The sequence below is a fragment of the Mesorhizobium terrae genome, assembly GCF_008727715.1.
Lineage (GTDB): Bacteria > Pseudomonadota > Alphaproteobacteria > Rhizobiales > Rhizobiaceae > Mesorhizobium > Mesorhizobium terrae.
The window spans coordinates 450,545-473,044 of record NZ_CP044218.1 but is presented as its reverse complement, the minus strand read 5'-3'; the positions used below and the strand labels follow the sequence as shown (position 1 = coordinate 473,044).

The following is a 22,500-nucleotide window of genomic DNA, read 5'->3' as shown; positions in this document are numbered from 1 at the left end:
GTTGTCGGAAATATTTTCAATTGCACTTTACGCCATTGCTTTGCCGGTTCTGTCATTGAGCCTGAAAGGCGTTCATGTCGGTCGAGGAAACATAATAACGTTTCTGCCATCATGTGCGGAATGCCTGCAGCCAACAAGATCGGCCCGTTCGGTGCTCAGCGGCGGCTTCGAGTTTATCGCGGCGGTCTTCATGATACCAACATACTTCTCCATCGACGCGCACCGAAATCTTGCATTCATATCGACATGTTATGATGGTTGATATCCATTGATCTAGTCTTCCAAAACGGTCTAGCCTTCATATGTGCTTGAGATTGCTTTGGCGTATGATTGTGTAAATTCTCGCACGATTGATCATATGGATTAGTATATTTAATTTTAGAAGATATGCGTTGTGGTAAAATTCATAGAGCTATGGGAGTAGCGGCCGCGACGTGGTGAACAATCGGTTAATCCAAATTAATTACGCCGAATGGGTTTCGTGCAAATATTCAGCGTTCGCGCTGCCGACGGGGAGTTGATGGGGGTTGCATCAGCCACCACGAAAGCTCTGAAAAGCGGTAGCGGGCATGTTCCGACATCGTGCCGGATATCCCTAAAGGAGTTCAGAGCCATGAGTCTGACAGTTGAAAATAGCAGTAGTCTTGATCCAGTGCATTTCCACCCGGAGCGGTCAACAATTGCTGGCGAGAATGCCATTGCGCTACCGCATCCGACCATACGCGCCGTGGCAATGATCGACACCCGCATGCTCGGCCGGGAATGTTTTGCCCAGAGTATTGCCGCGCAGAATACTGGGCTGGAAGTTCGGGCTTTCGCCTCGATAGAGGAGTGGAAGTCGAAGCGCAGTCTTCATCCGAACATATCGGCCATTCTCTTCAATATAGGTGGCCGGAAAATGAGTGAATCCTCGGTCGCCGAGGAACTTCGCGGGCTGACCACCGAATTCCAGGATACGCCGGTCATCGTCATGGCGGATTCTGATGAATTGCCGCAAATCCTGAAGGCCTTGGAATGCGGCGCACGCGGCTACATCCCATCGTCGGTAAACATTGGCATATGCGTCGAGGCCATTAGCCTTGCGCTCGCCGGCGGTGTCTTTGTGCCGGCAAGCAGCGTGCTTGCGATGCGCAAGGCACTCGAAGCGGGCGGCGAAACCATTCACCCGATGGCGGGCATGTTCACTCTACGCCAGACAGAGGTCGCCGAGGCCTTGAGGCGTGGAAAGGCAAACAAGATCATCGCTTACGAGCTTCATCTGCGCGAGAGCACGGTGAAGGTGCATATTCGAAATATCATGAAGAAGTTGAGAGCCACCAACCGAACGGAAGTGGCCTTCAAGATCAACGATATGTTCCCGGACGATTTCAGCGCCAGGCATCTGGAGGCCTATTCTCACAAATAGGTCCGCTTCATCGCCGGCTGGGGGTGTCAGCATGATCTTGCATCGGTCAGAGGCCTGTTCCTCGGACCAGCACCCCAGCCGTCCGCAGGATGATCCGCATGTCCGTACTGAATGACATGGTGTGAAAATAGCGCGTGTCATAAGTCGCGCGCTCCGCGAACGGGCATCCGTTGCGGTCGCTGATTTGCCAGGGGCCGGTCAGGCCCGGGCGCAGAAAGAAATAGGCGGTGCCGGGATAATATGGCTGCTGTTCAGGGCACATCGGGCGTGGGCCGACAAGGCTCATGTCGCCGAGCAGCACGTTGAGCAACTGCGGCAGCTCGTCGATCGAGTATTTGCGCAGATAGCGGCCGAGTCTGGTGATCCTGGGGTCGTTTCTGAGCTTCTGATTGGCGTCCCATTCGGCTCGCGCAGCGGGATTTTCGCAAAGATATTGCTCCAGAACAGCCTCCGCGTTCGGTATCATCGAGCGCAGCTTCCAGAGCTTGAACGTCTTGCCGTTTCTGCCGACGCGGTCCTGGCAATAGAATGCCTTCTCGCCGTCCCGGCGCACGAAAAATGCGAGCGTGCCTATCACAGGCAGCACCAGTGGTGCGGCCGCCAGTACGGCGACGCAATCGAACATGCGCTTTGCACGGAAATAGACTTTCCTCGGCCATAAGCCCTGACCGGCAGGGATCATGTCGAGCGGAAGGCCAAGCGGATACGCTCTGGGCGGATCGTCCAGCATTCATGACACCGTGATTTTTGACAAAGGGAGCGGCTGCAAGCAGTCGCGCAGTAAATTATGCTCGGCGGGTGTGAATGTTCCGCCGTTTCACATATATATTGTAACTATTATGGTCTTGTATTCTGATATTTGTTTCAATATTCAATTGTATCTAGATACGTATAGCTTCTATCTATCCATGAATTTAAAGTATTGATCTAGTTCGGTTCGAAAAATAGAAAATGGCAACGGTAAGTAGTATTTCTGATATCGGACGCGCTGTCTTGTTGGATGAAATCGGTATCGCCCAATCCCGACGCGTCGAGTGCGGTCATCCGAAGATACGCTGCGTACGCCCCGGCAGGCTGCGGCAATCTTGAAACTGATGATAGCGATGAGCTTTCGGTGGAGATGGGAGGCGGTGCGCCGCCCTCGACCGCATCTTTGATGCTGCTGGGCTACGCCAGTTGGAGTGTCCCCTACGACTTTTCCCTATTCCATGACCCGACCACGACTGCGGTATTGTTGTGGAATGCCAGGCTGAGCATGCGCCGGGCGCGGTAGAGGCGAACCCGGGTCAGACAAGCAAACGCCAGGCACCGCTCTCGCAACCCGGCGACACGGTTCGATCGGAGGATCGAAACAAGGCCGATCGGCGGGGAGGCTGCGACCAGCGTGCTTTCCGCGAGCCATGAAAGGACACGCGCGGGATGACGACCGACCTTTCCGAATTCATGCGAAATGTGCCTGTCCCACCGACGTTTCAATTCCGCGAAGGACTTGCAGGAAGGCGTGAGCACCTTGGCTTCCGGCAGATAAGCGATGCGCAATCCGCGGCCGCTGGCGCGCTGGCCCCATTCGGTGTCTTCCATCGTCGCAATGCCGCCGAACGGCCCCACAGCGCGAAATACATCGGCCCGCACCGCCATGTTGCCGGTAGCGGCAAATCCATACCGTTCGACATAGAGTTTGGCGCGATAGCTGAAGACGCATTCATAGGCTTCGATGGCTGTCAACCGCTCAGGGCGCGTGGGCAAGATTCCGATATCCCCGCCGAGGAAGGCGATGTCGGGTTGGCTGTCCATGAATGCAACGATCGACTGGACCCATCCTGGTGCCGCGACACAGTCGGCGTCGATGAAGGCGAGCAGATCCGCATTCGCTACCGCTGCGCCGCGGTTCCGGGCCGGGCCCGGACCGGGAATGGATTCTCTTTCGAGCCTAACCCCCGGAACCGCCGCGCAAGCGGCGCGCGGCGGTATCCGCGACCCGTTGTCGACCACAATGATCTCGAACGGAATGTTCGGATTCCTCTGTGCGTTCAATGCCGCCAGGCAGCGTTGCAAACTGTCAGGTTCGTTCAGGTGAGGAATGACAATGCTCAGGCGAGGATGCGAAGACATATGCTCTCCTGTCGATTGCCGATAAGTAAGGCACGTATAAATTGTAAAGTCAATAATTAATATTGGATATATTTACAGTTTTAAAGAAAAACATTAAAGTAAGCAATCGTATTTATAAGAAAAGAAGTTAGATATGGCAAAGATATTACTAGATGAAATCGAAGAAAGCTCGAGGTTTATTGACGCGCAGATATGCGTGATCGGTGCCGGCATTGGCGGACTCCTGTTTGCACGCCGGCTCGCCCAAGGCGGGCGGAAGGTCGTTGTCGTCGAGAGCGGCATCGAAGGCTTTGATGACGAAATCCATCGCCTGAACGAAATCGAGGACCCGGCTACGCGCTATACGCGGGCCTTGACCGGGCGCTATCGCGGTCTTGGCGGCTCCTCAACCCGTTGGGGCGGGCGGATGATCCCGATCAGCGCGCACGAAAGCAGTGCACGCCCCTATATTTCGCAATCCCGATGGCCGTTGCAGCTCGGCGAGCTCGAGGCATATCATCATGAGATCGAGAGCCTGTTTGGTACGGGACATGATTCCTACGAGCATATTTCGGGCGACCGGCCGGACGTAGCCATGTTTCCCGCTTTCGACACGACCTTGACGCCGCGCTGGGCGAAGTGTCCGACCTTCAAGCAATGTAACATCGCAACGGTGCTAGCCGACGACCTGAGAAACCTGCCGGGAGTGGAAATCTGGCTGGGCGCGACCGTCTGCGATTTCGAGCTGGATAGGGCCGCGGGGTGCTTGAGTGCCATCACTGCTCGAAGCCTGGGTGGTAAGACACTTACGGTTCGCGCGAACGATTTCGTCATCGCCGCCGGCACCATCGAAACGACGCGGCTGCTTTTGCTGCTGGATCGGATTTCGGAAGGACATGCCTTCCGCCGTTGCCGGGTGCTCGGCCGCTATTTCCAGGATCATCTCAAGGCGGAAGTCGCCACGATCGGCCGCGGTGATCCGTCGGCCACCAACCGGCTTTTCGGCTACCGCTTCGTCAATTCCGTGCGCCGAGACCTGCATCTGGAACTGTCGAAATCAGCACAGCATGACGATGCGGTCGCCAGTGCCTTTGCCTATGTCGCCATGGACATCGCCGAAAGCCCACTGGCCGACATCAAGCGTCTGGCGCAGGGATTGCAGCGGGGGCGCGTCGATCCCGGCGACATATGGCGCGTGTCCAGGAACCTCGGCCTTGTATCGCGTGCCGCCTGGTGGCGCATCATGCGCAACCAGCTCTACATTCCCGCTTCCGTTGACTTGCGGCTGCTGGTCTGTGTCGAGCAATTGCCGCACCGGGCCAACCGCATCAGCCTTGCCGAGAAGCGCGACCGCTTCGGCATGCCCAAGGCGCTGTTCGAATGGGGACCAACGGAAACGGAAGAGCAAACTTTCCAATCCTGTGTCGCGCGCATCGGCGCGTACTGGACCCAGGCCGGTTTCGACCGGATATGCCCGTTGACCTGGTTGGTGGCGCGAGGAGAGGGAGCGGCGCAAATCATCGACCGGGCCGAAGCGTGCGCGCATCCGTCCGGCTCGACCAGAATGGGTACGGTGGTTGAGGATTCTGTTGTCGACCCTGATTTGTGGTGTCACGAAGTGCCCAATGTGGCCGCGCTCAGCGCGTCGGTGTTTCCGACGGCGGGCAGCGCCAACCCGACCTTCACGATCATGAAACTGGCTCTGTGGCTGGGCGATTCCTATCTGCGCAGGCTCAGCTCGCAAGTCGCCGGCGTCGTCGCAAAGAGGCCGTCGATGCGAACCGTTCCGATCTGATCGGGCGCGATGTGGGGCAGTCGAGTCCGTAGTAGCGGACCGGGCCGCGGCCACAGTCTAAGGAGGAGAAGGGACCAATGGCGTTGTTCAGTTTCGGGGTTCGAAACCACGTACGCGATCGCGAAAACGACGCCGCGCTTTTGCGCCAGCTGGTGGACACACTGAAAGTCGTTGGCACGAAGATCGACCGCGAGCGCAAGGGTCTGCAGGTACGATATCGACAGGCGGCGGAGCGCGCTGCCTTTTCGATGCAGGCGCTTGAAAATGAAGGTGGCAAGGCCATTTCCGGCAAGGTCGACGACCTGACCAATGCGATGACGCAAGCCATGCAGCGGATATTGTTCCTGCAGGATGAAATAGCCTTCATCGAAGGTCTTCGCGTGGAAACCATACAGTTCGCGCGCACCCACAACATCGAAATCTCCTCGCGCTCAGGCCGAGATGGCGAGACCAGAGGTCCCGTCGAAGGCGACCGTAATGCGTAGGGGGGATGCGCCCCGCAAAAAGGATGAACGCCAGCAACGCCACACACCGGCGGGACAGCACCTATAGGCTGTCTATCGCCGGGCCTGCCGGTCCTCGAATATGGCCGGATACACATCGGGCCGAGCGACCTCGCGATGGACGACCTGGACATCCGTTTTTATCTCTCCATTCTCCTCAGGCGGTTGCCTTACCTGGTGGGGATTGTTGCCGCCTTTACGATCGGCGGCATCGTCTTGGCATTGCTGTTGCCGCCGCTCTATCGCGCCAGTGCCAAGATACTCGTCGAGGCCCCGCAAATTCCCGCCGAGATGGCGCGCACGACAGTACCGATCAGCGCTGCCGACCAGTTCGCGCTCATCGAGCAGGAAATCGTCACGCAGGATAATCTCGTTGCGCTCGCCCAGCGTCAGAACGTTTACCCCAACAAGGGTGAAGGGCTCACAGGGCTCGAAATGGCCGACGACATGCGCGACCGCATCCATTTTGAGCCGGTCGAGCTGAGCACGACCAGGGATCCTCAGAACACGACAGTCTTCAGCATTTCCTTCGACGCGAAGGATCCCGATCTCGCGGCAAAGGTCGCCAACGATCTGGTCGAGACGATGCTGAGCAAGAACCTCAGCATGCGCACCGGACGGGCCAGCGACACCATGCAGTTCTTCGATCAGGAAAACAAAAGGCTGGGCGTCGAGTTGACCCGCATCGAGGCTGACATCCTCAAGTTCAAGAACGCCAACAAGGATGCATTGCCCGACAGCCTCGATTTCAGGCGCAGCCAGCAGGGTGCGCAGCAGGAAAGGCTCGCGCAGCTGGAGCGTGACGAGGCGGCGCTGCACAGCCGGCGCGACAATCTCGTCTCGCTGTTCGCCAACACCGGCCGTGTTGCCAGCGCGGGTCCCCTCAGCCCCGAAGAACAGATGCTGCAGGACATGAACAGGGCTCTGGCCGATCAGCTCACCGTCTTCGCGGAAAACAGTCCCAACGTCGTTGCGCTGCGCGCCCGCATCGCAGCGGTGCAAAAGAGCCTGAAAGACGCTCAGGCTGCCAATGCCGCTGGCGGCAAGGCCGGGCCGACCGAACTGGATGTCCAGCTGTCGGACATCGACGAGCGGCTGCGTTTCATCACCCAGGAAAAGGCTTCGATCACCAAAAACCTCGCGGATCTGGCGAAGTCCATCGCGGCGACGCCGGCCAACGAGACGACGCTGAACTCGCTCAACCGCAACCGCGCCAATATCCAGGAACAGTATAATACCGCCACCGCGATGCTGGCGCAGGCCTCGACCGGCGAGCAGATCGAAATCCGTTCCAAGGGCGGACGCCTGTCGATGATCGAGCCGGCCGTCGTGCCGGAGAAAGCCTTCCAACCGAACCGTCGCCGCATCGCGGGCGTCGGGCTGGCTGCGGGCATCGGCGCCGGTCTCGGTCTAGTCGTCCTGCTCGAATTGCTGAACAAGACCATCCGCCGGCCGAACGAGCTGGCCGAGTTGCTGCAAACCCAGCCGCTGGCGACGATCGCCTACATCCCCCGCGACAATGAAGGGCCGAGCGAGATCTGGAACCAGCTTCCGGGCTTCACACAGATGATGCGCCTGGCCGGATTGATCCAGACGTCGGCCTCTTCATGGCTGCGCCGAACCGGCTTGGGCAACCCATTCACGCGGCGGGCGGTGTGACGTGACCATGAAACAGGAAACCATCATCCCGGCTTTTCCCGAACATGCGCAGTCCGACGGTGGCGTTGGGCGGATTCAGACGGCCTTGCGCAAGGCTCGCGAAGAATTCGGCCCGGCACCCGCCAGCGAAGAATTCGGTTCCGTGCCCGTCGCCGAGAAGGTAGCGCCACTGCCCCCACGCGACCGGTTCCCGACATCGCTCTGGTCCACTCTGCCGATTTGTGAGCCGGATGCCCGTCAGCTAAACCGCAACCGCATCGTCACCACCACGCGGTCGGACCCGGCCTATGTTGCGTTCGACATGCTGCGCACGAAGGTTCTCCAGCTTCTGCGCCAGAACAAATGGGACACCGTCCTCATCACCTCGCCCACACCGCAATGCGGCAAGACGCTGGTCAGCCTGAATCTGGCGTTCAGCCTCGCCAACCAGAAGGATTGCCGCACCCTTCTCGTCGACCTCGACCTGCATCGCCCGCAGATCGGCGCGTTGCTCGGGGTCCGCGACGCTCCCCCGCTCGAGGATTTTCTTGCCGAGCGCATTGGCGCCGAACAAGCGTTTCGGCGCTATGGCGAAAACATCGCCATAGCGCCCAACGGGCGGCCCGTCACCCTGGCGGCCGAATTGCTGCAAAGCCCCGGAGCCACACGGGCCGTGAGAAGCCTGAAGCCGAAGTTGGCGCCCGATGTCGTCATCTTCGACCTGCCGCCGATGCTCGCCAATGACGACGTCGCGGCATTCCTACCGAATGTGGATTGCGCCATCCTGGTCGTTGCCGCGGAGCAGACGACGCGGGCTGAGGTCGACCTGTGCGAGCGCGAGCTGTCGCAGAAGACCAATCTGCTCGGCGTCGTCCTCAACAAATGCCGTTATGCACCCGAAAAATACGGTTATTGACGCGGAGCTACGCCGTTGCACGATCCGCAAGCCTTCGCACCACAATCGTCCGTAACCAGGGGCGGCCCATTTTGCGACGATGGCGGTGAACCGCCGGACAATGGCCGGTTTCCGATCTATTCCAGGCATTTCGGCCTGAACGGAAGGCCGTTCAGCCTGTTGCCCGACCCGAATTTTGTCTTCTGGTCGGCGGTTCACGCCCGCGCCTATGCCATGCTGGAATATGGGCTGGCGACCTTCGCGCCGATCATCATGATCACCGGCGAGATCGGCGCGGGAAAGACCACCCTCGTGCGCCATCTGCTGAATACGGCCGGCACCAACCTGCGCATCGGTCTGGTCTCCAATGCGATCGCAGGGCGGGGAAGCCTGCTTCACTGGGCGCTTTTGTCGTTACAGGAGCCTCTCGAGGGGCGGATTCCCCATGTCCAGCGGTTTTCGCATTTCGAGATGCTGCTGCGCGGCGAGAAGGCCAGGGGGCGCCACACCGTTCTGATCATCGACGAGGCACAGAACCTCTCGGTGAAGATGCTGGAGGAGCTGCGCTGCCTGTCCAATCTGAACGACGAAAGCGACGAGCTGCTGCAGATCGTGCTGACCGGTCAACCCGAGCTCAATCGTACCATCGACCGCCCGTCGATGCTGCAGTTCGCGCAACGGGTTTCGGCGCGCTTCCATCTCACAGGGATGCCCGCCGAAGCGGTGGAGCAATATGTCGCCCACCGGCTGAGGGTGGCAGGCGCCGACCGCCAGATATTTTCGCCGGCGGCTTGCGACCTCGTCTATTCGGTCAGTCGCGGGCTGCCCCGCGTCATCAACCAGATCTGCGACTACGCGCTTGTCTACGCCTTTGCGGACGACCGCGCGACGGTCGATGCGGATCTGATCCGGCAGGTCCTCGTCGACCGCAAGACCCCGTTCCCAACCGCCTCGGCCATGCCCGCTGGCCTGTAAGGCCGGAGTCGTAAGCGCTGGCTGGCGGTGGCCTCAAAAAGGAGTTCGGCATGCGCAAGATACTCATCGTCTACGGCACCCGTCCCGAAGCCATCAAGATGGCGCCGCTCGTTGCCGAGATCGACCGCTCCGACCATCTTCAGGCCGTGGTGGCGGTGACGGGACAGCACCGGGCGATGCTGGATCAAGTGAATGCCCTGTTCGGAGTGGAGCCGGCTTACGATCTCAACATCATCACCCAACGACAGCGCCTGGAGGACGTCACCAGCCGCGTCCTCGGTGGCGTTTCCGATATCATCGCTCAGGAAGAACCCGACGCGGTCCTGGTGCAGGGCGATACGACGACCTGTTTCGCGGCTGCACTCGCGGCGTTCTACCGGCAGGTTCCGGTGGTGCATCTGGAGGCGGGACTGCGAACCGGCAATCTCTACAATCCATTCCCCGAAGAGGCGAACCGTCGGCTGACGACAAGGCTCGCAGCGATCCATCTGGCACCCACCCCAAGCTCCAAGGCAAACCTATTGCATGACGGCGTCGACGAGGATGCCATCACCGTCACCGGCAATTCGGTGATTGATGCCTTGCTGGATGTCGTCGGACGAAACATTCCCGTCAGAAATCCGGATATCTTGAGGATTTGCGGGCGGCGCAGCGTGCTGGTGACCATGCACCGACGCGAATCCTGGGGCGAGCCGATGGCCCGGGCGGCTTGCGCGATAGCGCGTCTGGCCAAGGCCTTCCCGGACACGGTCTTTCTTCTGCCCGCACATCTAAACCCGGCCGTGCGCGACGTGTTGTTGCCGCCTTTGGCGGGGCACGACAATGTGCTGATCACCGCGCCGCTCGATTACAGCGATTTCGTGCGCTCGATGCATGACTGCGCGCTGGTGCTGACCGACAGCGGAGGCGTGCAGGAGGAGGCGCCCACTTTCGGAAAGCCGGTGCTTGTGCTTCGCGACACCACAGAACGTCCCGAGGCGGTGACCGCCGGCACCGTCAGGCTTGTGGGAACCGACGACGAGCGGATCGTCAGGGACACGACCCGACTGCTTGTCGATGCCGTCGCCTATGACGCGATGGCGCGGGCGGTTAACCCCTACGGCGACGGCCGTGCTGCATGGCGCGCGGTACGCGCCATCGAGCACTTCTTCGGTCTGGGAGAACTGGCCGCCGAGTTCGATTGCTGGCGTTCGGTGCGCGACCGCAACTCAGCGCCAGACGCCACGCGTATCATAGGCGACTTTGCCGCCTAGGCGGGTGTGGCGCATCGCCTTGAACGGCTCGTGCTCGACGAGCAGAACAACGATGTCGGCGCGCTCTACCGCCGCATGGGCATTTTCCAGCCTCACATTGGCGTAGCCCGACAACGCTGCTGGAACGTGGTCGACATAAGGATCGCAAACCAGGATATCGACCTCCGGCAGGGCGGCAGCGATCAGCCCCACAACCTCGATGGCCGGGCTTTCCCGGATGTCGTCGACATTCGCCTTGAAGGTCAGCCCGAGGCAGGCGATCGTTGGCGAACGGAAGCGTTGTGCCTTGGCCACGACCTGCTCCGCGACGTGATGCGGCCGGCGATCGTTGACCTCGCGGGCGGTGCGGATCAATGTCGACAGCAGCGGTGCGGCCGATACGATGAACCAGGGGTCGACCGGAATGCAGTGACCTCCGACACCGGGGCCCGGGCTTAGGATTTTGACACGTGGATGCCGGTTCGCCAGCCTGATAACCTCCCAGATGTCGATATGCAGCGACTCGGCGATGAGCGAAAGTTCGTTGGCAAACGCGATGTTGACGTCGCGATAGGCGTTTTCGACCAGCTTGGCCATTTCGGCGCTGGCAGCGTCGGTGAGCAATATCTCGCCCTGGGCGAAGACACGGTAGATTGAGGCCGCGCGCTCGGCGCAGCGCGGTGTCAGACCGCCGACGACGCGGTCATTGGTGATAATCTCGATCATGATCCGGCCGGGCAGCACGCGCTCCGGGCAATGGGCAATGAATATGTCGGCGTTCGGCTCGCTGTCGTCCGGCATCCTCAGGTCCGGCCGCTGCGCGGAAATCCACTCCGCCAGCTTTTGGGTGGTGCCGGGGGGCGACGTGGATTCCAAAACGACGATGTTGCCGGGTCGCAGCTTCGGCGCGACCTGTTCGACAGCTGCCTGTACGAAGGAAAGATCGGCCGTATGATCGCCGTTGAAAGGTGTTGGAACTGCAATGATGTAGGCATCGGCTTCCGGGGTTTCGGTCGTCGCGGTCAGCCTGCCCATCGCCACCGCGCCGCTGACGCTGATTGCCAGATCAGGTTCGACGAACGGCACCTCGCCGCGCGATACGGCCGCCACGATGTCGCGATTGACATCGACGCCGATCACCTCGATGCCGCGCGTCGCCAGTGCCACGGCTGTCGGCAATCCTATGTAGCCCATGCCGAGAATGGCCAGCTTGCCGCTGAACGGTGCATTCATGGGGCCACTCAAGCTCTCGTTGCGGTGAGTGGCGGGGGTGTTGATGGCGGTGCCGCCATCTTGCGTGACCACGATGTTCAATGCCGGAGACTCCCGATTGGAGTGGGATGAGTGGCGATTTTCGTCGACTGAAAGGCACGGGCCGGCGCGATGACCTCCCGCGCCGTCAAAAGGATGAAGACGCTGTTGGTGACCAGATAACGCCCCAAAAGGCGGCGTGGCTCCTGCAGCAGCCGATACGCCCATTCCATCCCCCAACGCTGCCAGCGGAGCGGAGCGCGTTTGGTCAAGCCCGCCATGATGTCGAAGGAACCACCCACACCGTGCAGGATCGGTACTCCGAGCGATCCCCCATACGCGCTGAGGAAGATTTCCTTTTTCGGCGAGGTAATGCCCAGGAACAGCATGTCTGCGCCGGAGGCGCGGATATCATCGGCGATCGCTGCACTTTCGGAAGCTTGGAAATAGCCGTGATGGCTGCCGACGATGCGCAGCCCCGGAAATCGTTCCGATAGACGATCCTGCAATTTTGCTAACACCTCGGCGCGCGCGCCGAGCAGATAGATCGAGCGCCCTTCGCGATGCGCCAGGGTAAGCAGGCCTTCGAACACGTCGATGCCGGCGATGCGTTCCGGCAAGGGACGCCGAAGCAGCCGGCTCGCCCATATGATCGATTGTCCGTCGGCCAGCAGGAGGTCGCAATCGATCAGCGAATTCCGCAGCAGCGGGTCGTTTCGCATATGAACGACCTTGGCGGCGTTCAACACGCCCAGCAGCATGCGGCTGCGGGTGACCAAGGCGGTGCGGCAGCGGGCGATCACGTCTTCCATGCGCAGGGCGTCGAAATAGACTCCGAACAGCAATTGTCGATCCGCGCTCATCGATAACTCCTCAGGATTTGGCGGCGGCTCCATGGGCCGGCATGCCGCGCAGGCGCTCCACCGTGCCGCCACACAGCCAGGCGTAAAGCAGCCAGCCCAGTTCGTAGGGCCGGCATTCGTAGTCGATCTGGCCGGGCGGAAAGAGCGTATCCAGGCCAGGAATGTGCAGTCCGGGCCGGAGCGCCGTCGTGGCGGCTGAGATCGCACGCGCGGCCTTCATCGGCTCGCGCCGTGCCGCCTTGCGCCAAATCACGCCGTGGCTCTGGCTGATGAGCGGCGCCTCCATCTCGGGATGATGGTCGAGCCAGGCCAGGCCTTTCACCAATGCGTCGAGATGGTCGGTGCCGCCGGCTTCGCGCAGGTCAAGCAGCGCCATCGGCGCCATCGCATGCTGGTGAACGGAGTAGACTGGATAGCCCTCGACGATGCTGCCGTCGCGCACATCGTAGTGCCACCACCATTGGCCGGCGGGTCCCTGCAGGGCGCAGATGCGCGCCGCGCAGGCTTCTGCGGCCACCAGCGCCTGCGGATCGAATTGAGCGACGGACAATCGCGCCAGACCTTGCGTCGAATAGACCTGGTCGGCGAAACAACCGACATGGGCGCGCAAGCGTCCGTTGGACGAGGCGGGCAGTCTGTGAGGGAACAGGCCGGATTTGCTCTGCGCGCCGATCAGCCTGTCGCGGGCCATGGCCGTCAACCGGCTGGTGTCGCCAAGGTGTCGGCCGGCGAGCCCGGCCAGCAGCATCCATGAACAGTCGACGGTCGCGACTGGCACTCCCGATGCAAGAAGTACGGTCAGGCCGGCGAAAAGCGGCGCGGCATAGAGGCCGCCAGCCTCCGCTGCGGTCCATGCCGCCAGCGCGACCGCACCGGGATCGTGGGAAAATTCCGCCCGCGTGGCTGTCGTCTGGATGAGGTCGGCGGCGGTGGCGCCATTCAGAATGCCGCACTGCTCTTCTACATCGATGAAGGAAAGTCCCAGCGCCACGTTGATCGCATAACGAAGGCTGTCGCCCTCCGGCCGAACGGGGGCGTCCGGCTGCGTCTCGCTGCCGCGCACGGTATGGACGAAGGCGCCTTTCCTGTACATTTGCGGCAGGCCGTTCTTGGCCAGTGCGATCAACTCTCCCAATCGCGCCCGCGTGATCGGAGAGGCGGCTTCAAGTGCGTCGAGCCGATCGATCACCGGCAGGCGGGTCGCGCCTGCGCCATTCGGTCTAGGGCTGTCCGCCCGTGAAAAGGCCATCGCTGTCAAATGCTCTCTCCCGCTTCGGCTCGCAGACAGTGCGGTGACTTTGCCGCCGCCAAACCGCCGTTTTCGAACGGTCGGCGTTTCGTGCGACCCGCCACAAAAGATACGAGAAATCCCGTGCCGCATTCCATTGACCAGAAAGGATTACGCGGTCGCGTTGGCCGTCGACGGCGCTGTTGCTGGCTACGCCGATAGGACTAAGCCGCATACGAAAGGCACTCTTTCGCTGCCCGATCCGGCAGGTGAATCTGCCTTCAACAGTCACCCAAATTCGTGCGGGGCGAAACGGATGGATTCTGCCGATGCGATGATTGCCGGGGCGTGGCCTCCGCTCGCCGTCATCATCGTCACCTACAACAGCGCCGATGTTCTGCCTGGCCTGCTGGCCTCGTTGCCGGCTGGGTGCGAAGGCGCCGGAAGCGTCGAGATCATCGTGGCCGACAATGATTCCGCCGACGCCTCCGTCGACATAGCGCTGACCCATCCGACGCGCCCGCGCGTCATTCGCATGGGCCGCAATGCCGGTTATGCGGCGGCCATAAACGCAGCGGCGGCATCGGTAGGGCCGCAGGCGGATTTGCTGGTCCTCAATCCCGATATCCGCCTTCAACCCGGCGCCGTACGCGCCCTGCGCCTCAAACTCTGCGACCTATCGGTCGGTGTCGCGGTGCCGCAGGTGCTGACCGAATCCGGCGCGGTGTCGCGTTCATTGCGCCGCGAACCGTCGGTCAGGACCGGATGGTCCGATGCTCTCCTCGGCACGGGGCTGGCGGCACGACTGAGAGCGGGTGAAATCGTCGACGATCCCGGTCTCTATGCCAAGGGCGGAAGTGCGGAATGGGCGACAGGCGCCATTCTGGCGGTTTCCGCCCGGGCTAGGCGCATGGTCGGCGACTGGGACGAGAGCTTCTTCCTCTACAGTGAGGAGGTCGACTACATGAAACGCGTGCGGCGGTCAGGGCTTGCCGTGACCTATGTTCCCGAGGCGCGCGCCGTGCACATCGGCGGGGAATATCAGAATAACCCCTATCTTTCGGCGATGATGACAGCCAACAGGATCCGTTATTTCCGCCGGCATCACGGTCTGCTGTCGACGGCTTTGTTCCGGCTAAGCATCATTGTCGGCGAAATGATGCGGGCCCCGCTCGGCCCCGGGCATCGAGCGGCTTTGCGAGCAGCGGTTACGCCGCTGCGTCAGCCCTGAGCGTCGGCCCGACCTTGGCGCCCAGCAATTCGGCATAGATGGAATCCATGCGATCGAGCTTCGCCGACCACAGCGCGGTCTTCTCGACATGCGTATGGGCGGCCGCACCCATCTTGAGGCGCAAGGCCGGATCGGTGGCGAGCTTGCGGATAGCCGCGGCGATATCCCCGGCCAGCACCTCCGGCGTGCTGACCGGGAGTTTGATGGCGCAGGCATCGGATGTGGCGCTGCCGGGGCCGCCGCGGTCGACGACGATCAGCGGCAGCGAATAGCCCATCGCCTCCAGCGCCACGTTTCCACCGGGCTCGCGATAACTTGGAAACACGAAGATGTCGGCTGCCCGGTAGAAATCGGCGACTTCCGCCTTGGATCGCCAACCATGGAAGGTCACCCGGTCGGTAAGCCCGTTGGCGGCGGCCAATGCTTCGCAGGCGGCGCGGTCAGGGCCTTCGCCGACGATGTCGAGCCTGACCGGAAGATCGGCGGTGAGCGCCATGGCGCGAAGGATGTCGCGCGCACCCTTCGTCCTGACGAGACGCCCGACATGAAGCAGGCGCAGCGGCTCCGACCTGCCGCGACGGTCGATCGGCGCCGGAATTTCGTCGAGCCCCGTCTCGCTCATCACTTCGAAACGGCGCAGTGGGATTTCGGCGAGCTGGGCTTCGACATAGCTGGCGATGCCGAGTACGCAGTCGGCGCTGCGATAGGTCTGGCGCAGCATCGGGTCCCACATGCGCCTGTAGCGGTCGAGGCCGCGCAGCGCGACAAACCATTGTTGACGCCCGTCGTCCGCGGAAAATCCCGCTGGCGTCGAGAGACCACCACCGACCGGTCCGATGACGAAGGGAATGCCGAGGCCGGCCAGCGGCGAAGGGTAGCGCATGGCGACCGGCACCGGCTGGTGCGCGATGTCGAAGTGCTGTCCGTTGGCCAGTTCCTGCCGGATCCAGCGCCGGGCGTGGATATAGAACGGAACATAGGCGGGTTTGAGCATGCTGTTCAGCCGCTCGGCCCGGCCGAGCAGCGGCGGCTCTACCCACTCGACGACGCGCAGGCCCGAAAGTTGTTCTGCTGCCGGTCTGGCGCCCCGCTTGTGATAGGTGAGCAAGGTGACGTCGTGGCGCTCGCCGAGACGGCGCGCCCATTGATGCGCCACCCAGGCTTCGCCGACATCCTCGCCGTTGCAGGTCGGCGCGACCAGGAGCAGTTTGAGCATGATCAGCCGCCTTGTGCCTTGCCATGCCGCCAACCCGCCTTGAGGCGTCGCCCCAGTTCGGTGTTTTCGGCGAAGCGCCGGGCCTGTTTGTTGATCATCGCAAGAGCGGACACCGCCAGCACCACGAGCATCGGCCAGGGGCGGCGGGCAGCCAGCATCACGTCGCTCTCCATGCGGATGCGTTGCGCATAGGCGGATTTGTATTCGGCATCGCCGTGGCCGAAATCCAGACACTTGATGTCCGGGTCCGCGCAAAGGTCCTCGATCATGCGCAACATGGTCAGGCGACCCACCGAGTATTTGCCATATTCCGGATCGAAGCCGGGTGTGCCGGCAAAGAAGGTTCCTGCATAAGCCAGACCGGTCCAGAACGCGACGGGCTGTTCGTCGATGGAGAGCATCCAGGTCCGGTGCCATCCTCGCTCCAGGCCGAGTTCGATGAGCCCCCTTTGCATCGGGTCGCCCAGATAGCCGACACCGAGCCCGCGTTGATAACTCTTGGCGGCCACCGTTTCCATGTCGCTGCAGATGCGAGGCAGGTCTTCCAGGCTCCTCCATCTGTGCAATCGTAGACGGTCGCCAAATTTGTCGGTCAGCCGCCGATCGTGCCGGCGCAGCGTTTCGCGGGTCTTCACCGAACGGCTTTCCAGGAATTGTTCCAGCGAACCCGCCATGCAGGCCACCCATCGTGGCGCCGCCGGCTGCCCATGGGCGCGGCGCGCCGTTCCGGTCGCTGCAGTGGCTTCCTGATAGAGCGTGCTTTCGATATCGACATTGCGCATCAGCAGCAGGTCCGCCTTCCCGCTCTTGAAGGCGTCTGTCAGATGCCGCATGACGAGCGCTTCGTCCTCTCGCGTTCGCGCACCCAGAATGCCGTCGAATGTTACAACAATCGCCCGCAACGTTACGCGGCCAAGCGTGCGATAGCCGAAGCGGAACGCCACCGGCAGGTTTTCGAGCCGCGCCACGGCGATCAGGCTGGACCCGTCATCGCGCCGGATATGCACGACATGGGGCCTGACGACCTGCTTGGCATGCTTTACCACGGTCATGAAGTAGTCGATGTCGGAATCGATATCGACTACGGGCAAGGTGTTCCAGGCAGGACGCAAGGCTTCGACCTGTTCCAGGGTTGTTGCCACCGTTGCGATGTCGTCACGCATGGCGACGGCCCCGGTCTGGCTGGATAGCGACACAGCGCTCATCGACAATGTCCCTGACCGCGATGGCTTGAAAGGGGAGGCGGCCGTTGCGTTGCCCAGAGGCTAGCCGAGGGCCGGTGCGTCGACCATCCAGCACCGAGGGAGCAAAAGATTGAGCCCGTTCGGCAATTGGACGTATCGAGGCCGCTCGGGGCGAAACCTTCCATCAGTTTGGACGCTCTGGCAGCATCGCGCCGATCGCACGCGTGGCACCCGGCCTTGCCGCGCGCGCAGGCTTGCTCAGCTGCGGCGTGTCGAGAATCCAGGCCCCGCTACCCAGCGCGAAGATGAAAACGACGTAGGTCGCGTTCCAGAAATAGACCGTCCACCCAACCAGGAAAAAACCGGTCAGCGCCATCAGATAGGCCGTACGATAAACCTGCGTTCTTTCGTCCAGCCCGGATCTGTAGGCGACCGGCAGGTAGGTCGAAAAGAAGGTGAACATCACGAAGAAGCCGGCCGGTATGCCGTGCCTCACGGCGTCGACGATCCAGTACATGTCGATGCTCGTGGTCATCCAGTCTGGCCGGTTCCACGGATTGAACCCGATGCCGAACAGCGGGTGGTTGAGGATTGAGGCTGTGCCGTAGCGCCAGATCAGCACGCGCATATAGGCCGAGCTTTCGTCGAATGAGAAATACGACATGAAGACGACGGGAACCGCGCGGTTGGACAAGACCTCGATGGAAGCAGCCATGAGGAAAAGCAGGCCGCACAGAATCTTCCAGCGGCTCGTTATGCTTCCAAACAGCCAGTACCAGAAGAGCAGCAGCGCCTGGCAAGTCAGCGCGGTCAGCGGGCCGGACGACAGCGACAAAAGCGTTGCGGCAGCTACGACGATCGTCGCACTCCAGCGGCGCGCCAATGTCTTGCCATAGCCAAGAACCAGATGCGTTGGCGCCAGAATGCTGGCGCAGACGACACCATACAGGATCGGATGTTCGAACAGGCTCTGGACACGGCGAAGCCCCCAGCGCGGTTGGAGGTAGTCGTCGGGGAAAGTCCGGCTGATCGACGAAAAAGCGCTCAACAGCCAATTGCGGCCTGTCCAGGCCTCGATCACGGCGAAGGGCAGCAGGAAGGCGACCAGCTTGAAGAACAGCGACACCATGGCATGGAAGTCGTCAGCGTCGCGGATGAAGCAGCGGGCGAGCAGATAGGTGCCCATCGTCTCGATGAAGATCATGCCCGACGGCTGCACGGCGTAGCCGAAACCGTGCACCATCGAGATGGCGAGAAAGCACCACAGGCAGTAGAGCAGCAACGAGATGTCGGCGAGGCGTATCCGGCCTGCCTTTCCGCTCAGCCACATTACCAGGCACGGGAACAACCACGCCAGCAGCACCAGGCGATAAACCGACAGACGCATCGGACCGATATTGATGATCCATGGGACAAGCAGTGAGATCAGGAAGAGGAATATCGGCCAAGACAGGGGCCTGGATGCCACTATGTCCTGCTTGCCGGACGCCAGGCGGCTCGAAGCGGAACCGCGCCGGCCAGGCCTCGCGCCGAACGCAGGGTCTGCCAGGCCGTTCGCGACAGCCCCGTCTGGTCCGATGGGGTAGGTTTCTCGCTTGCGCATGACACGCCCCCGCCCTCGAATTCGACCAAGGGCGCCGGAGAGCCTAGAGTCAATCCGCGCGGCGTGGGATTACTCACTTTGATGTAGGGGCGGCTATATTGTCTAACCTGCGGTGCGGCGTATTTTTTGATGGACCGCTGGAACCTGGCTGAAGGCTCGACGGTTCGGTCGGTTTCGCACATGGATGCCGGCCGGTTTCGGGCAAGATCGAGACGAGGACATTTCGATGTCGGTCGAGGGCATGGCGCGGTCGCTCTATCGGAACATGGCCACCTTCGGAGACCGCTATCGCCGGGAGAGGTTGAGGATCCCGATCGGCGAGGGGCGCAGCAGCCAACCCGCTGTCTATTTCCTGACACCGGATCATCCCGAGCCTTCGGGTGGCATCCGCGTCATCTACCGTCACGTCGATATCCTCAATGCCGCGGGCATAGACGCCTTTGTCCTTCATTGGCGCCCCGGCTTCCGCTGCAGCTGGTTCGACAACGCCACCAAGGTAACGGACTGCGTTCACGCCAAGATAAGACAAGGCGATCTGCTCGTCGTTGCCGAAATCGATGTCGACCTGCTCTCAAACCTGCCCAAACCGCTCGCCTATGTCATCTTCAACCAGAACAGCCATTTGACTTGGCGGCACGCGCCGGAGCGGATCGCGTGCTGTTATCGGCCCGGCTCCGGCCTGATCCGTACCGTCACGGTTTCCCGTCACAACCAGCGCATGCTGGAAATGGCGTTCGGCGAGGGGTTGGTCGAACGCATCCATCTTTCCATCGACGGCGCGTTGTTTCATCCTGGCGGACGCCCTCGCACGCGTAGCATCGCCTATATGCCGCGTCGCGGCCACGAGAGCGCCCGGCAGGTGATCGAGATATTGCGCGCGCGGGGCAGCCTCCGCGACTGGGAATTGCTGCCGCTCGACGGCCTGTCCCATGCCGAAGTGGCCGCTTATCTGCGCACGACGCGCATCTTCCTCGCATTCACCCAGCACGAGGGGTTCGGCTTGCCCGCGGCGGAGGCGATGGCTTGCGGCAATTATGTCGTCGGCAACCATGGTTTTGGCGGCAGCGAATTCTTCCGGCCGGAGTTCAGCGCCACGGTGGAAAGCGGCGATGTGGTCGGGTTCGTCGAGGCGGTGGAAGCGGCCATCGCTAGTGAGCGCGCCGACCCCGACTGGTGCCGCGACCGGGGCCTTGTGGCGTCGCACTTCATCCGCAGCGAATATTCCGTCGAACGGGAACGCGAAGAAGTGGTCAGGCTTTATACGGGAATATTGCAACGTCTTCAGCCCGCGAGCGACGACAAGCCGGCTAGAAATAGCGGGACTTCAGCTTCGGCTGGGAGAACTGGCATCGAACAAGGCTGACAAGCAGCCGTGCATTGAATACGCGTTCCCGCCACGCGGAAACCGGCCTGAACACCCTGTAGATCACGCGGGCTAGATAGGGCAGGCCGAGCATCTCCGGCTTCACATAGAGCGCCACCGCGATGTTCTCGTTCAAGCGCTTGCGCATGGGATGTTTGCGAGGGTTCCGGTAACCCATGCCTCCACCGGAAATGCGCGCCACGGATTTGCGCTCGACTTTGAACAGCCATGCCGACCATTCCTGGTCCTCGGCGGAAAACACTTCCGGCCGGAAGCGCCGCTTCTTCAGCAGCGCCGTCTTGACCACCGCGCATGTGTTCCACACGCCGTTGAAACCGGTGAAGTTGGTCTGGTCGATCAGGATGTGGGACAGGCAACCTTCATCCTCCGCGCAGAAATAGGCGGCGCCGATGCCGTCATTTTCGGCAAGCAGGGTTATCGCATAAGCCACGGCATCGGGATTGGTCAGAACCGTGTGCGAGGAAACGATCAGCACATAGTCTGTATCCAGATAGTCTATGCCCTGGTTCAGCGATCCTGAATAGCTGAATTCCTCGCCGACATAGCGATGCACGACCGAGCCGGCCGGAACGATATCGAGTGTCCCGTCGGTCGATCCCGAATCCACGAAAACATAGCGAAGCGGCCGCCAGTTCTGCGCTGACAGCGACTGGATCGTCGCCGGCAGGGTCGCACGGGAATTGAAGGTGCGGATCAGGGCGGAATAGCGCCGAGGCTCCATCGGTCACTCCGGATGAGGTGTTGTTTCCGCGAGCTCAGCAAGCGAAAGCGACGCTGAAAATACAAAAATAGAAAACAGCAGTTGGAGGTGATAAACAATATCAAGGTGAAAGTGTCAAAACCGTGCAGGAAATAATCAAGAAACAACGTTAGATAGGAGAACAAATTGTCTATTTCTGTCGATGTGATTGTGCCATGTTACCGATACGCGCACTTTCTTCAGGGGTGTGTTGAAACTATTTTGGAGCAGAGAGGTGTGGATGTTCGCGTTCTTATTATTGACGATGCCTCACCGGACAACACCGAAGAGATAGGAATGGGGCTTGCCGACAGTGATAGCCGGGTGACCTTTCGAAGGCATCAGACCAATCGGGGGCACATACCCACCTTCAATGAGGGGATCGAATGGGTATCGGCTGAATGTCTGCTCCTGCTTTCGGCTGACGACTACATCCTTCCGCAGGCGTTGAGCCGGGCCTGCCGGCTCATGGCGGATGCGCCCGAAGTGGGCTTCGTGTTCGGCAACGCCATCACAAGGCACTCGGACGGCACGGAAGAACAGGTTCGGCCGCTCGGCAGGAAGGCGGGAACGGCAAAGTCGCTGGTCATGACCGGCGCGGAATTCGTGAAGGTCTCCGGCGGCAGCAACATCGTGCCGACGCCGACGGCTGTGGTGCGTACCAAATTGCAGAAGCGCCTTGGTGGGTATCGGCTGGAGTTGCCGCACAGCGGCGACATGGAGATGTGGCTAAGACTGGCATCGCATGCGCAGGTAGGGTTTATCAACGAGGATCAGGGCGTCTACCGCAGGCACGACGCCAACATGTCGCTGGCCTACAGTGCCGGCCACATGCTGGCCGACCTCAAGGAACGTCACAAGGCGATCATGGCTTTCCTGACCGAAGCTGGTGGGACGCTGGCCGCCGACCCGGCGGTGCGATCGACGCTTTCCGAAGGGTTGGCGCGACAGGCCATCGGGCGGGCGAGTGCCGCCTTCAACGCGGGCGATCTTGATGCGGTCGATGCTATCTCGGCCTTCGCGCAAGACGTATGTCCCGGAATTCGCAAGTCATGGCCGTGGGCCAAACTGGCAAGCAAACGGTTGATCGGCCAGGCGGGATGGCAGGCCATGAGTTCGGCGAAGTCGAGCTTCTCGCGTCGTTTCTGATCGTACGATGGCACCAGGTCGACAGATCCATTCCACGGCCCCTGCCGCGTCATCACAAATGCGGTCGCGCATGCGGCTTCCGACAGGGCGTCTACTCCTTTGTGGGATGACGCTACCG

Annotated in this window: 20 protein-coding genes; 10 read left to right on the top strand and 10 right to left on the bottom strand. The window is 61.3% G+C overall.

Annotated features, from left to right (window positions below):
• The first annotated feature begins 613 nt into the window (after window positions 1–613).
• Window positions 614–1,405 (top strand): response regulator transcription factor, encoded by a 792-nt coding sequence (locus tag FZF13_RS03595; RefSeq protein WP_081766920.1) that lies wholly within the window; start codon window positions 614–616, stop codon window positions 1,403–1,405.
• A gap of 46 nt (window positions 1,406–1,451) precedes the next feature.
• On the opposite strand, the gene FZF13_RS03590 is transcribed toward FZF13_RS03595, so the two are convergent.
• The 3 genes from FZF13_RS03590 to FZF13_RS28775 all read right to left on the bottom strand — a co-directional run bounded on the left by FZF13_RS03590 (window position 1,452) and on the right by FZF13_RS28775 (window position 3,824).
• Window positions 1,452–2,135 (bottom strand): sugar transferase, encoded by a 684-nt coding sequence (locus FZF13_RS03590; RefSeq protein ID WP_024924926.1) that lies wholly within the window; start codon window positions 2,133–2,135, stop codon window positions 1,452–1,454.
• 458 nt (window positions 2,136–2,593) lie between these two features.
• Window positions 2,594–3,517: a glycosyltransferase family 2 protein gene (locus FZF13_RS03585; RefSeq protein ID WP_036254123.1), complete on the bottom strand. Its 924-nt coding sequence runs from the start codon at window positions 3,515–3,517 to the stop codon at window positions 2,594–2,596.
• Window positions 3,518–3,665: 148 nt separating this feature from the next.
• On the bottom strand, window positions 3,666–3,824 hold the full coding sequence (locus tag FZF13_RS28775; protein WP_161773097.1) for a hypothetical protein: 159 nt from the start codon (window positions 3,822–3,824) through the stop codon (window positions 3,666–3,668).
• 99 nt (window positions 3,825–3,923) lie between these two features.
• On the opposite strand from FZF13_RS28775, the gene FZF13_RS03580 reads away from it, so the two are divergent.
• The 6 genes from FZF13_RS03580 to wecB all read left to right on the top strand — a co-directional run bounded on the left by FZF13_RS03580 (window position 3,924) and on the right by wecB (window position 10,555).
• Window positions 3,924–5,291, top strand: coding sequence for a GMC family oxidoreductase (locus FZF13_RS03580; protein WP_036257083.1), 1,368 nt, complete (start codon window positions 3,924–3,926; stop codon window positions 5,289–5,291).
• A 77-nt stretch (window positions 5,292–5,368) separates the two neighbouring features.
• Window positions 5,369–5,776 carry a hypothetical protein gene (locus FZF13_RS03575; RefSeq protein ID WP_024924923.1) on the top strand — a complete coding sequence of 136 codons (408 nt, stop codon included), beginning with the start codon at window positions 5,369–5,371 and terminating at the stop codon, window positions 5,774–5,776.
• 135 nt (window positions 5,777–5,911) lie between these two features.
• Window positions 5,912–7,453 (top strand): GumC family protein, encoded by a 1,542-nt coding sequence (locus tag FZF13_RS03570; protein WP_024924922.1) that lies wholly within the window; start codon window positions 5,912–5,914, stop codon window positions 7,451–7,453.
• A gap of 7 nt (window positions 7,454–7,460) precedes the next feature.
• A complete protein-coding gene (locus FZF13_RS03565; protein WP_024924921.1) occupies window positions 7,461–8,348 on the top strand; it encodes a CpsD/CapB family tyrosine-protein kinase in 888 nt (295 codons plus the stop codon).
• A 15-nt stretch (window positions 8,349–8,363) separates the two neighbouring features.
• Window positions 8,364–9,302 carry an ExeA family protein gene (locus FZF13_RS03560; protein ID WP_051504908.1) on the top strand — a complete coding sequence of 313 codons (939 nt, stop codon included), beginning with the start codon at window positions 8,364–8,366 and terminating at the stop codon, window positions 9,300–9,302.
• A gap of 50 nt (window positions 9,303–9,352) precedes the next feature.
• The gene (wecB, locus tag FZF13_RS03555; RefSeq protein WP_024924919.1) at window positions 9,353–10,555 is read left to right on the top strand and encodes a non-hydrolyzing UDP-N-acetylglucosamine 2-epimerase; all 1,203 of its coding nucleotides are present in this window, start codon (window positions 9,353–9,355) and stop codon (window positions 10,553–10,555) included.
• On the opposite strand, the gene wecC is transcribed toward wecB, so the two are convergent.
• From wecC to FZF13_RS03540, 3 genes are read right to left on the bottom strand one after another with little or no spacing between them, the layout of a single operon-like run.
• Window positions 10,511–11,839, bottom strand: coding sequence for a UDP-N-acetyl-D-mannosamine dehydrogenase (gene wecC / locus FZF13_RS03550; protein WP_275040865.1), 1,329 nt, complete (start codon window positions 11,837–11,839; stop codon window positions 10,511–10,513). The two genes, wecB and wecC, sit on opposite strands and share 45 nt — an antisense overlap.
• A gap of 5 nt (window positions 11,840–11,844) precedes the next feature.
• Window positions 11,845–12,681 (bottom strand): WecB/TagA/CpsF family glycosyltransferase, encoded by an 837-nt coding sequence (locus tag FZF13_RS03545; protein WP_244437869.1) that lies wholly within the window; start codon window positions 12,679–12,681, stop codon window positions 11,845–11,847.
• Entirely contained in the window at window positions 12,659–13,897 is a 1,239-nt protein-coding gene (locus tag FZF13_RS03540) for a hypothetical protein (protein ID WP_024927540.1), read from the bottom strand. The genes FZF13_RS03545 and FZF13_RS03540 overlap by 23 nt, the downstream gene beginning before the upstream one ends.
• 295 nt (window positions 13,898–14,192) lie before the next feature.
• Between FZF13_RS03540 and FZF13_RS03535 the strand changes: the two genes are divergently transcribed.
• Entirely contained in the window at window positions 14,193–15,107 is a 915-nt protein-coding gene (locus FZF13_RS03535) for a glycosyltransferase (RefSeq protein WP_051504907.1), read from the top strand.
• Here FZF13_RS03535 and FZF13_RS03530 read toward each other — a convergent pair.
• From FZF13_RS03530 to FZF13_RS03520, 3 genes are all read right to left on the bottom strand, one after another.
• Window positions 15,085–16,323 carry a glycosyltransferase family 4 protein gene (locus FZF13_RS03530; RefSeq protein WP_024924915.1) on the bottom strand — a complete coding sequence of 413 codons (1,239 nt, stop codon included), beginning with the start codon at window positions 16,321–16,323 and terminating at the stop codon, window positions 15,085–15,087. The genes FZF13_RS03535 and FZF13_RS03530 overlap by 23 nt on opposite strands.
• Window positions 16,324–16,325: 2 nt before the next feature.
• On the bottom strand, window positions 16,326–17,528 hold the full coding sequence (locus FZF13_RS03525; RefSeq protein ID WP_024924914.1) for a GNAT family N-acetyltransferase: 1,203 nt from the start codon (window positions 17,526–17,528) through the stop codon (window positions 16,326–16,328).
• Between the two features lie 163 nt (window positions 17,529–17,691).
• Entirely contained in the window at window positions 17,692–18,975 is a 1,284-nt protein-coding gene (locus FZF13_RS03520) for an O-antigen ligase family protein (protein ID WP_137901080.1), read from the bottom strand.
• A 361-nt stretch (window positions 18,976–19,336) separates the two neighbouring features.
• Here FZF13_RS03520 and FZF13_RS03515 point away from each other — a divergent pair, with 361 nt between their 5' ends.
• Window positions 19,337–20,473, top strand: coding sequence for a glycosyltransferase (locus tag FZF13_RS03515; RefSeq protein WP_244431319.1), 1,137 nt, complete (start codon window positions 19,337–19,339; stop codon window positions 20,471–20,473).
• Here FZF13_RS03515 and FZF13_RS03510 read toward each other — a convergent pair.
• Window positions 20,418–21,215 (bottom strand): glycosyltransferase family A protein, encoded by a 798-nt coding sequence (locus FZF13_RS03510; RefSeq protein ID WP_024924911.1) that lies wholly within the window; start codon window positions 21,213–21,215, stop codon window positions 20,418–20,420. The genes FZF13_RS03515 and FZF13_RS03510 overlap by 56 nt on opposite strands.
• Window positions 21,216–21,380: 165 nt before the next feature.
• Here FZF13_RS03510 and FZF13_RS03505 point away from each other — a divergent pair, with 165 nt between their 5' ends.
• Window positions 21,381–22,382, top strand: coding sequence for a glycosyltransferase family 2 protein (locus tag FZF13_RS03505; protein ID WP_171020973.1), 1,002 nt, complete (start codon window positions 21,381–21,383; stop codon window positions 22,380–22,382).
• The last annotated feature ends 118 nt before the right edge of the window (window positions 22,383–22,500 follow it).

Excerpts from the sequence above, each read along its gene's own strand:
- FZF13_RS03540 (WP_024927540.1), bottom strand. The coding sequence starts at position 13,897 with ATGGCCTTTTCACGGGCGGACAGCCCTAGACCGAATGGCGCAGGCGCG.
- FZF13_RS03535 (WP_051504907.1), top strand. The coding sequence starts at position 14,193 with ATGGATTCTGCCGATGCGATGATTGCCGGGGCGTGGCCTCCGCTCGCC.
- FZF13_RS03515 (WP_244431319.1), top strand. The coding sequence starts at position 19,337 with ATGTCGGTCGAGGGCATGGCGCGGTCGCTCTATCGGAACATGGCCACC.
- wecB (WP_024924919.1), top strand. The coding sequence starts at position 9,353 with ATGCGCAAGATACTCATCGTCTACGGCACCCGTCCCGAAGCCATCAAG.
- FZF13_RS28775 (WP_161773097.1), bottom strand. The coding sequence starts at position 3,824 with ATGGATTTCGTCATCAAAGCCTTCGATGCCGCTCTCGACGACAACGAC.
- FZF13_RS03575 (WP_024924923.1), top strand. The coding sequence starts at position 5,369 with ATGGCGTTGTTCAGTTTCGGGGTTCGAAACCACGTACGCGATCGCGAA.
- FZF13_RS03545 (WP_244437869.1), bottom strand. The coding sequence starts at position 12,681 with ATGGAGCCGCCGCCAAATCCTGAGGAGTTATCGATGAGCGCGGATCGA.
- FZF13_RS03510 (WP_024924911.1), bottom strand. The coding sequence starts at position 21,215 with ATGGAGCCTCGGCGCTATTCCGCCCTGATCCGCACCTTCAATTCCCGT.
- FZF13_RS03580 (WP_036257083.1), top strand. The coding sequence starts at position 3,924 with ATGATCCCGATCAGCGCGCACGAAAGCAGTGCACGCCCCTATATTTCG.
- FZF13_RS03590 (WP_024924926.1), bottom strand. The coding sequence starts at position 2,135 with ATGCTGGACGATCCGCCCAGAGCGTATCCGCTTGGCCTTCCGCTCGAC.
- FZF13_RS03595 (WP_081766920.1), top strand. The coding sequence starts at position 614 with ATGAGTCTGACAGTTGAAAATAGCAGTAGTCTTGATCCAGTGCATTTC.
- FZF13_RS03565 (WP_024924921.1), top strand. The coding sequence starts at position 7,461 with ATGAAACAGGAAACCATCATCCCGGCTTTTCCCGAACATGCGCAGTCC.
- FZF13_RS03530 (WP_024924915.1), bottom strand. The coding sequence starts at position 16,323 with ATGCTCAAACTGCTCCTGGTCGCGCCGACCTGCAACGGCGAGGATGTC.
- FZF13_RS03570 (WP_024924922.1), top strand. The coding sequence starts at position 5,912 with ATGGACGACCTGGACATCCGTTTTTATCTCTCCATTCTCCTCAGGCGG.
- FZF13_RS03525 (WP_024924914.1), bottom strand. The coding sequence starts at position 17,528 with ATGAGCGCTGTGTCGCTATCCAGCCAGACCGGGGCCGTCGCCATGCGT.
- FZF13_RS03585 (WP_036254123.1), bottom strand. The coding sequence starts at position 3,517 with ATGTCTTCGCATCCTCGCCTGAGCATTGTCATTCCTCACCTGAACGAA.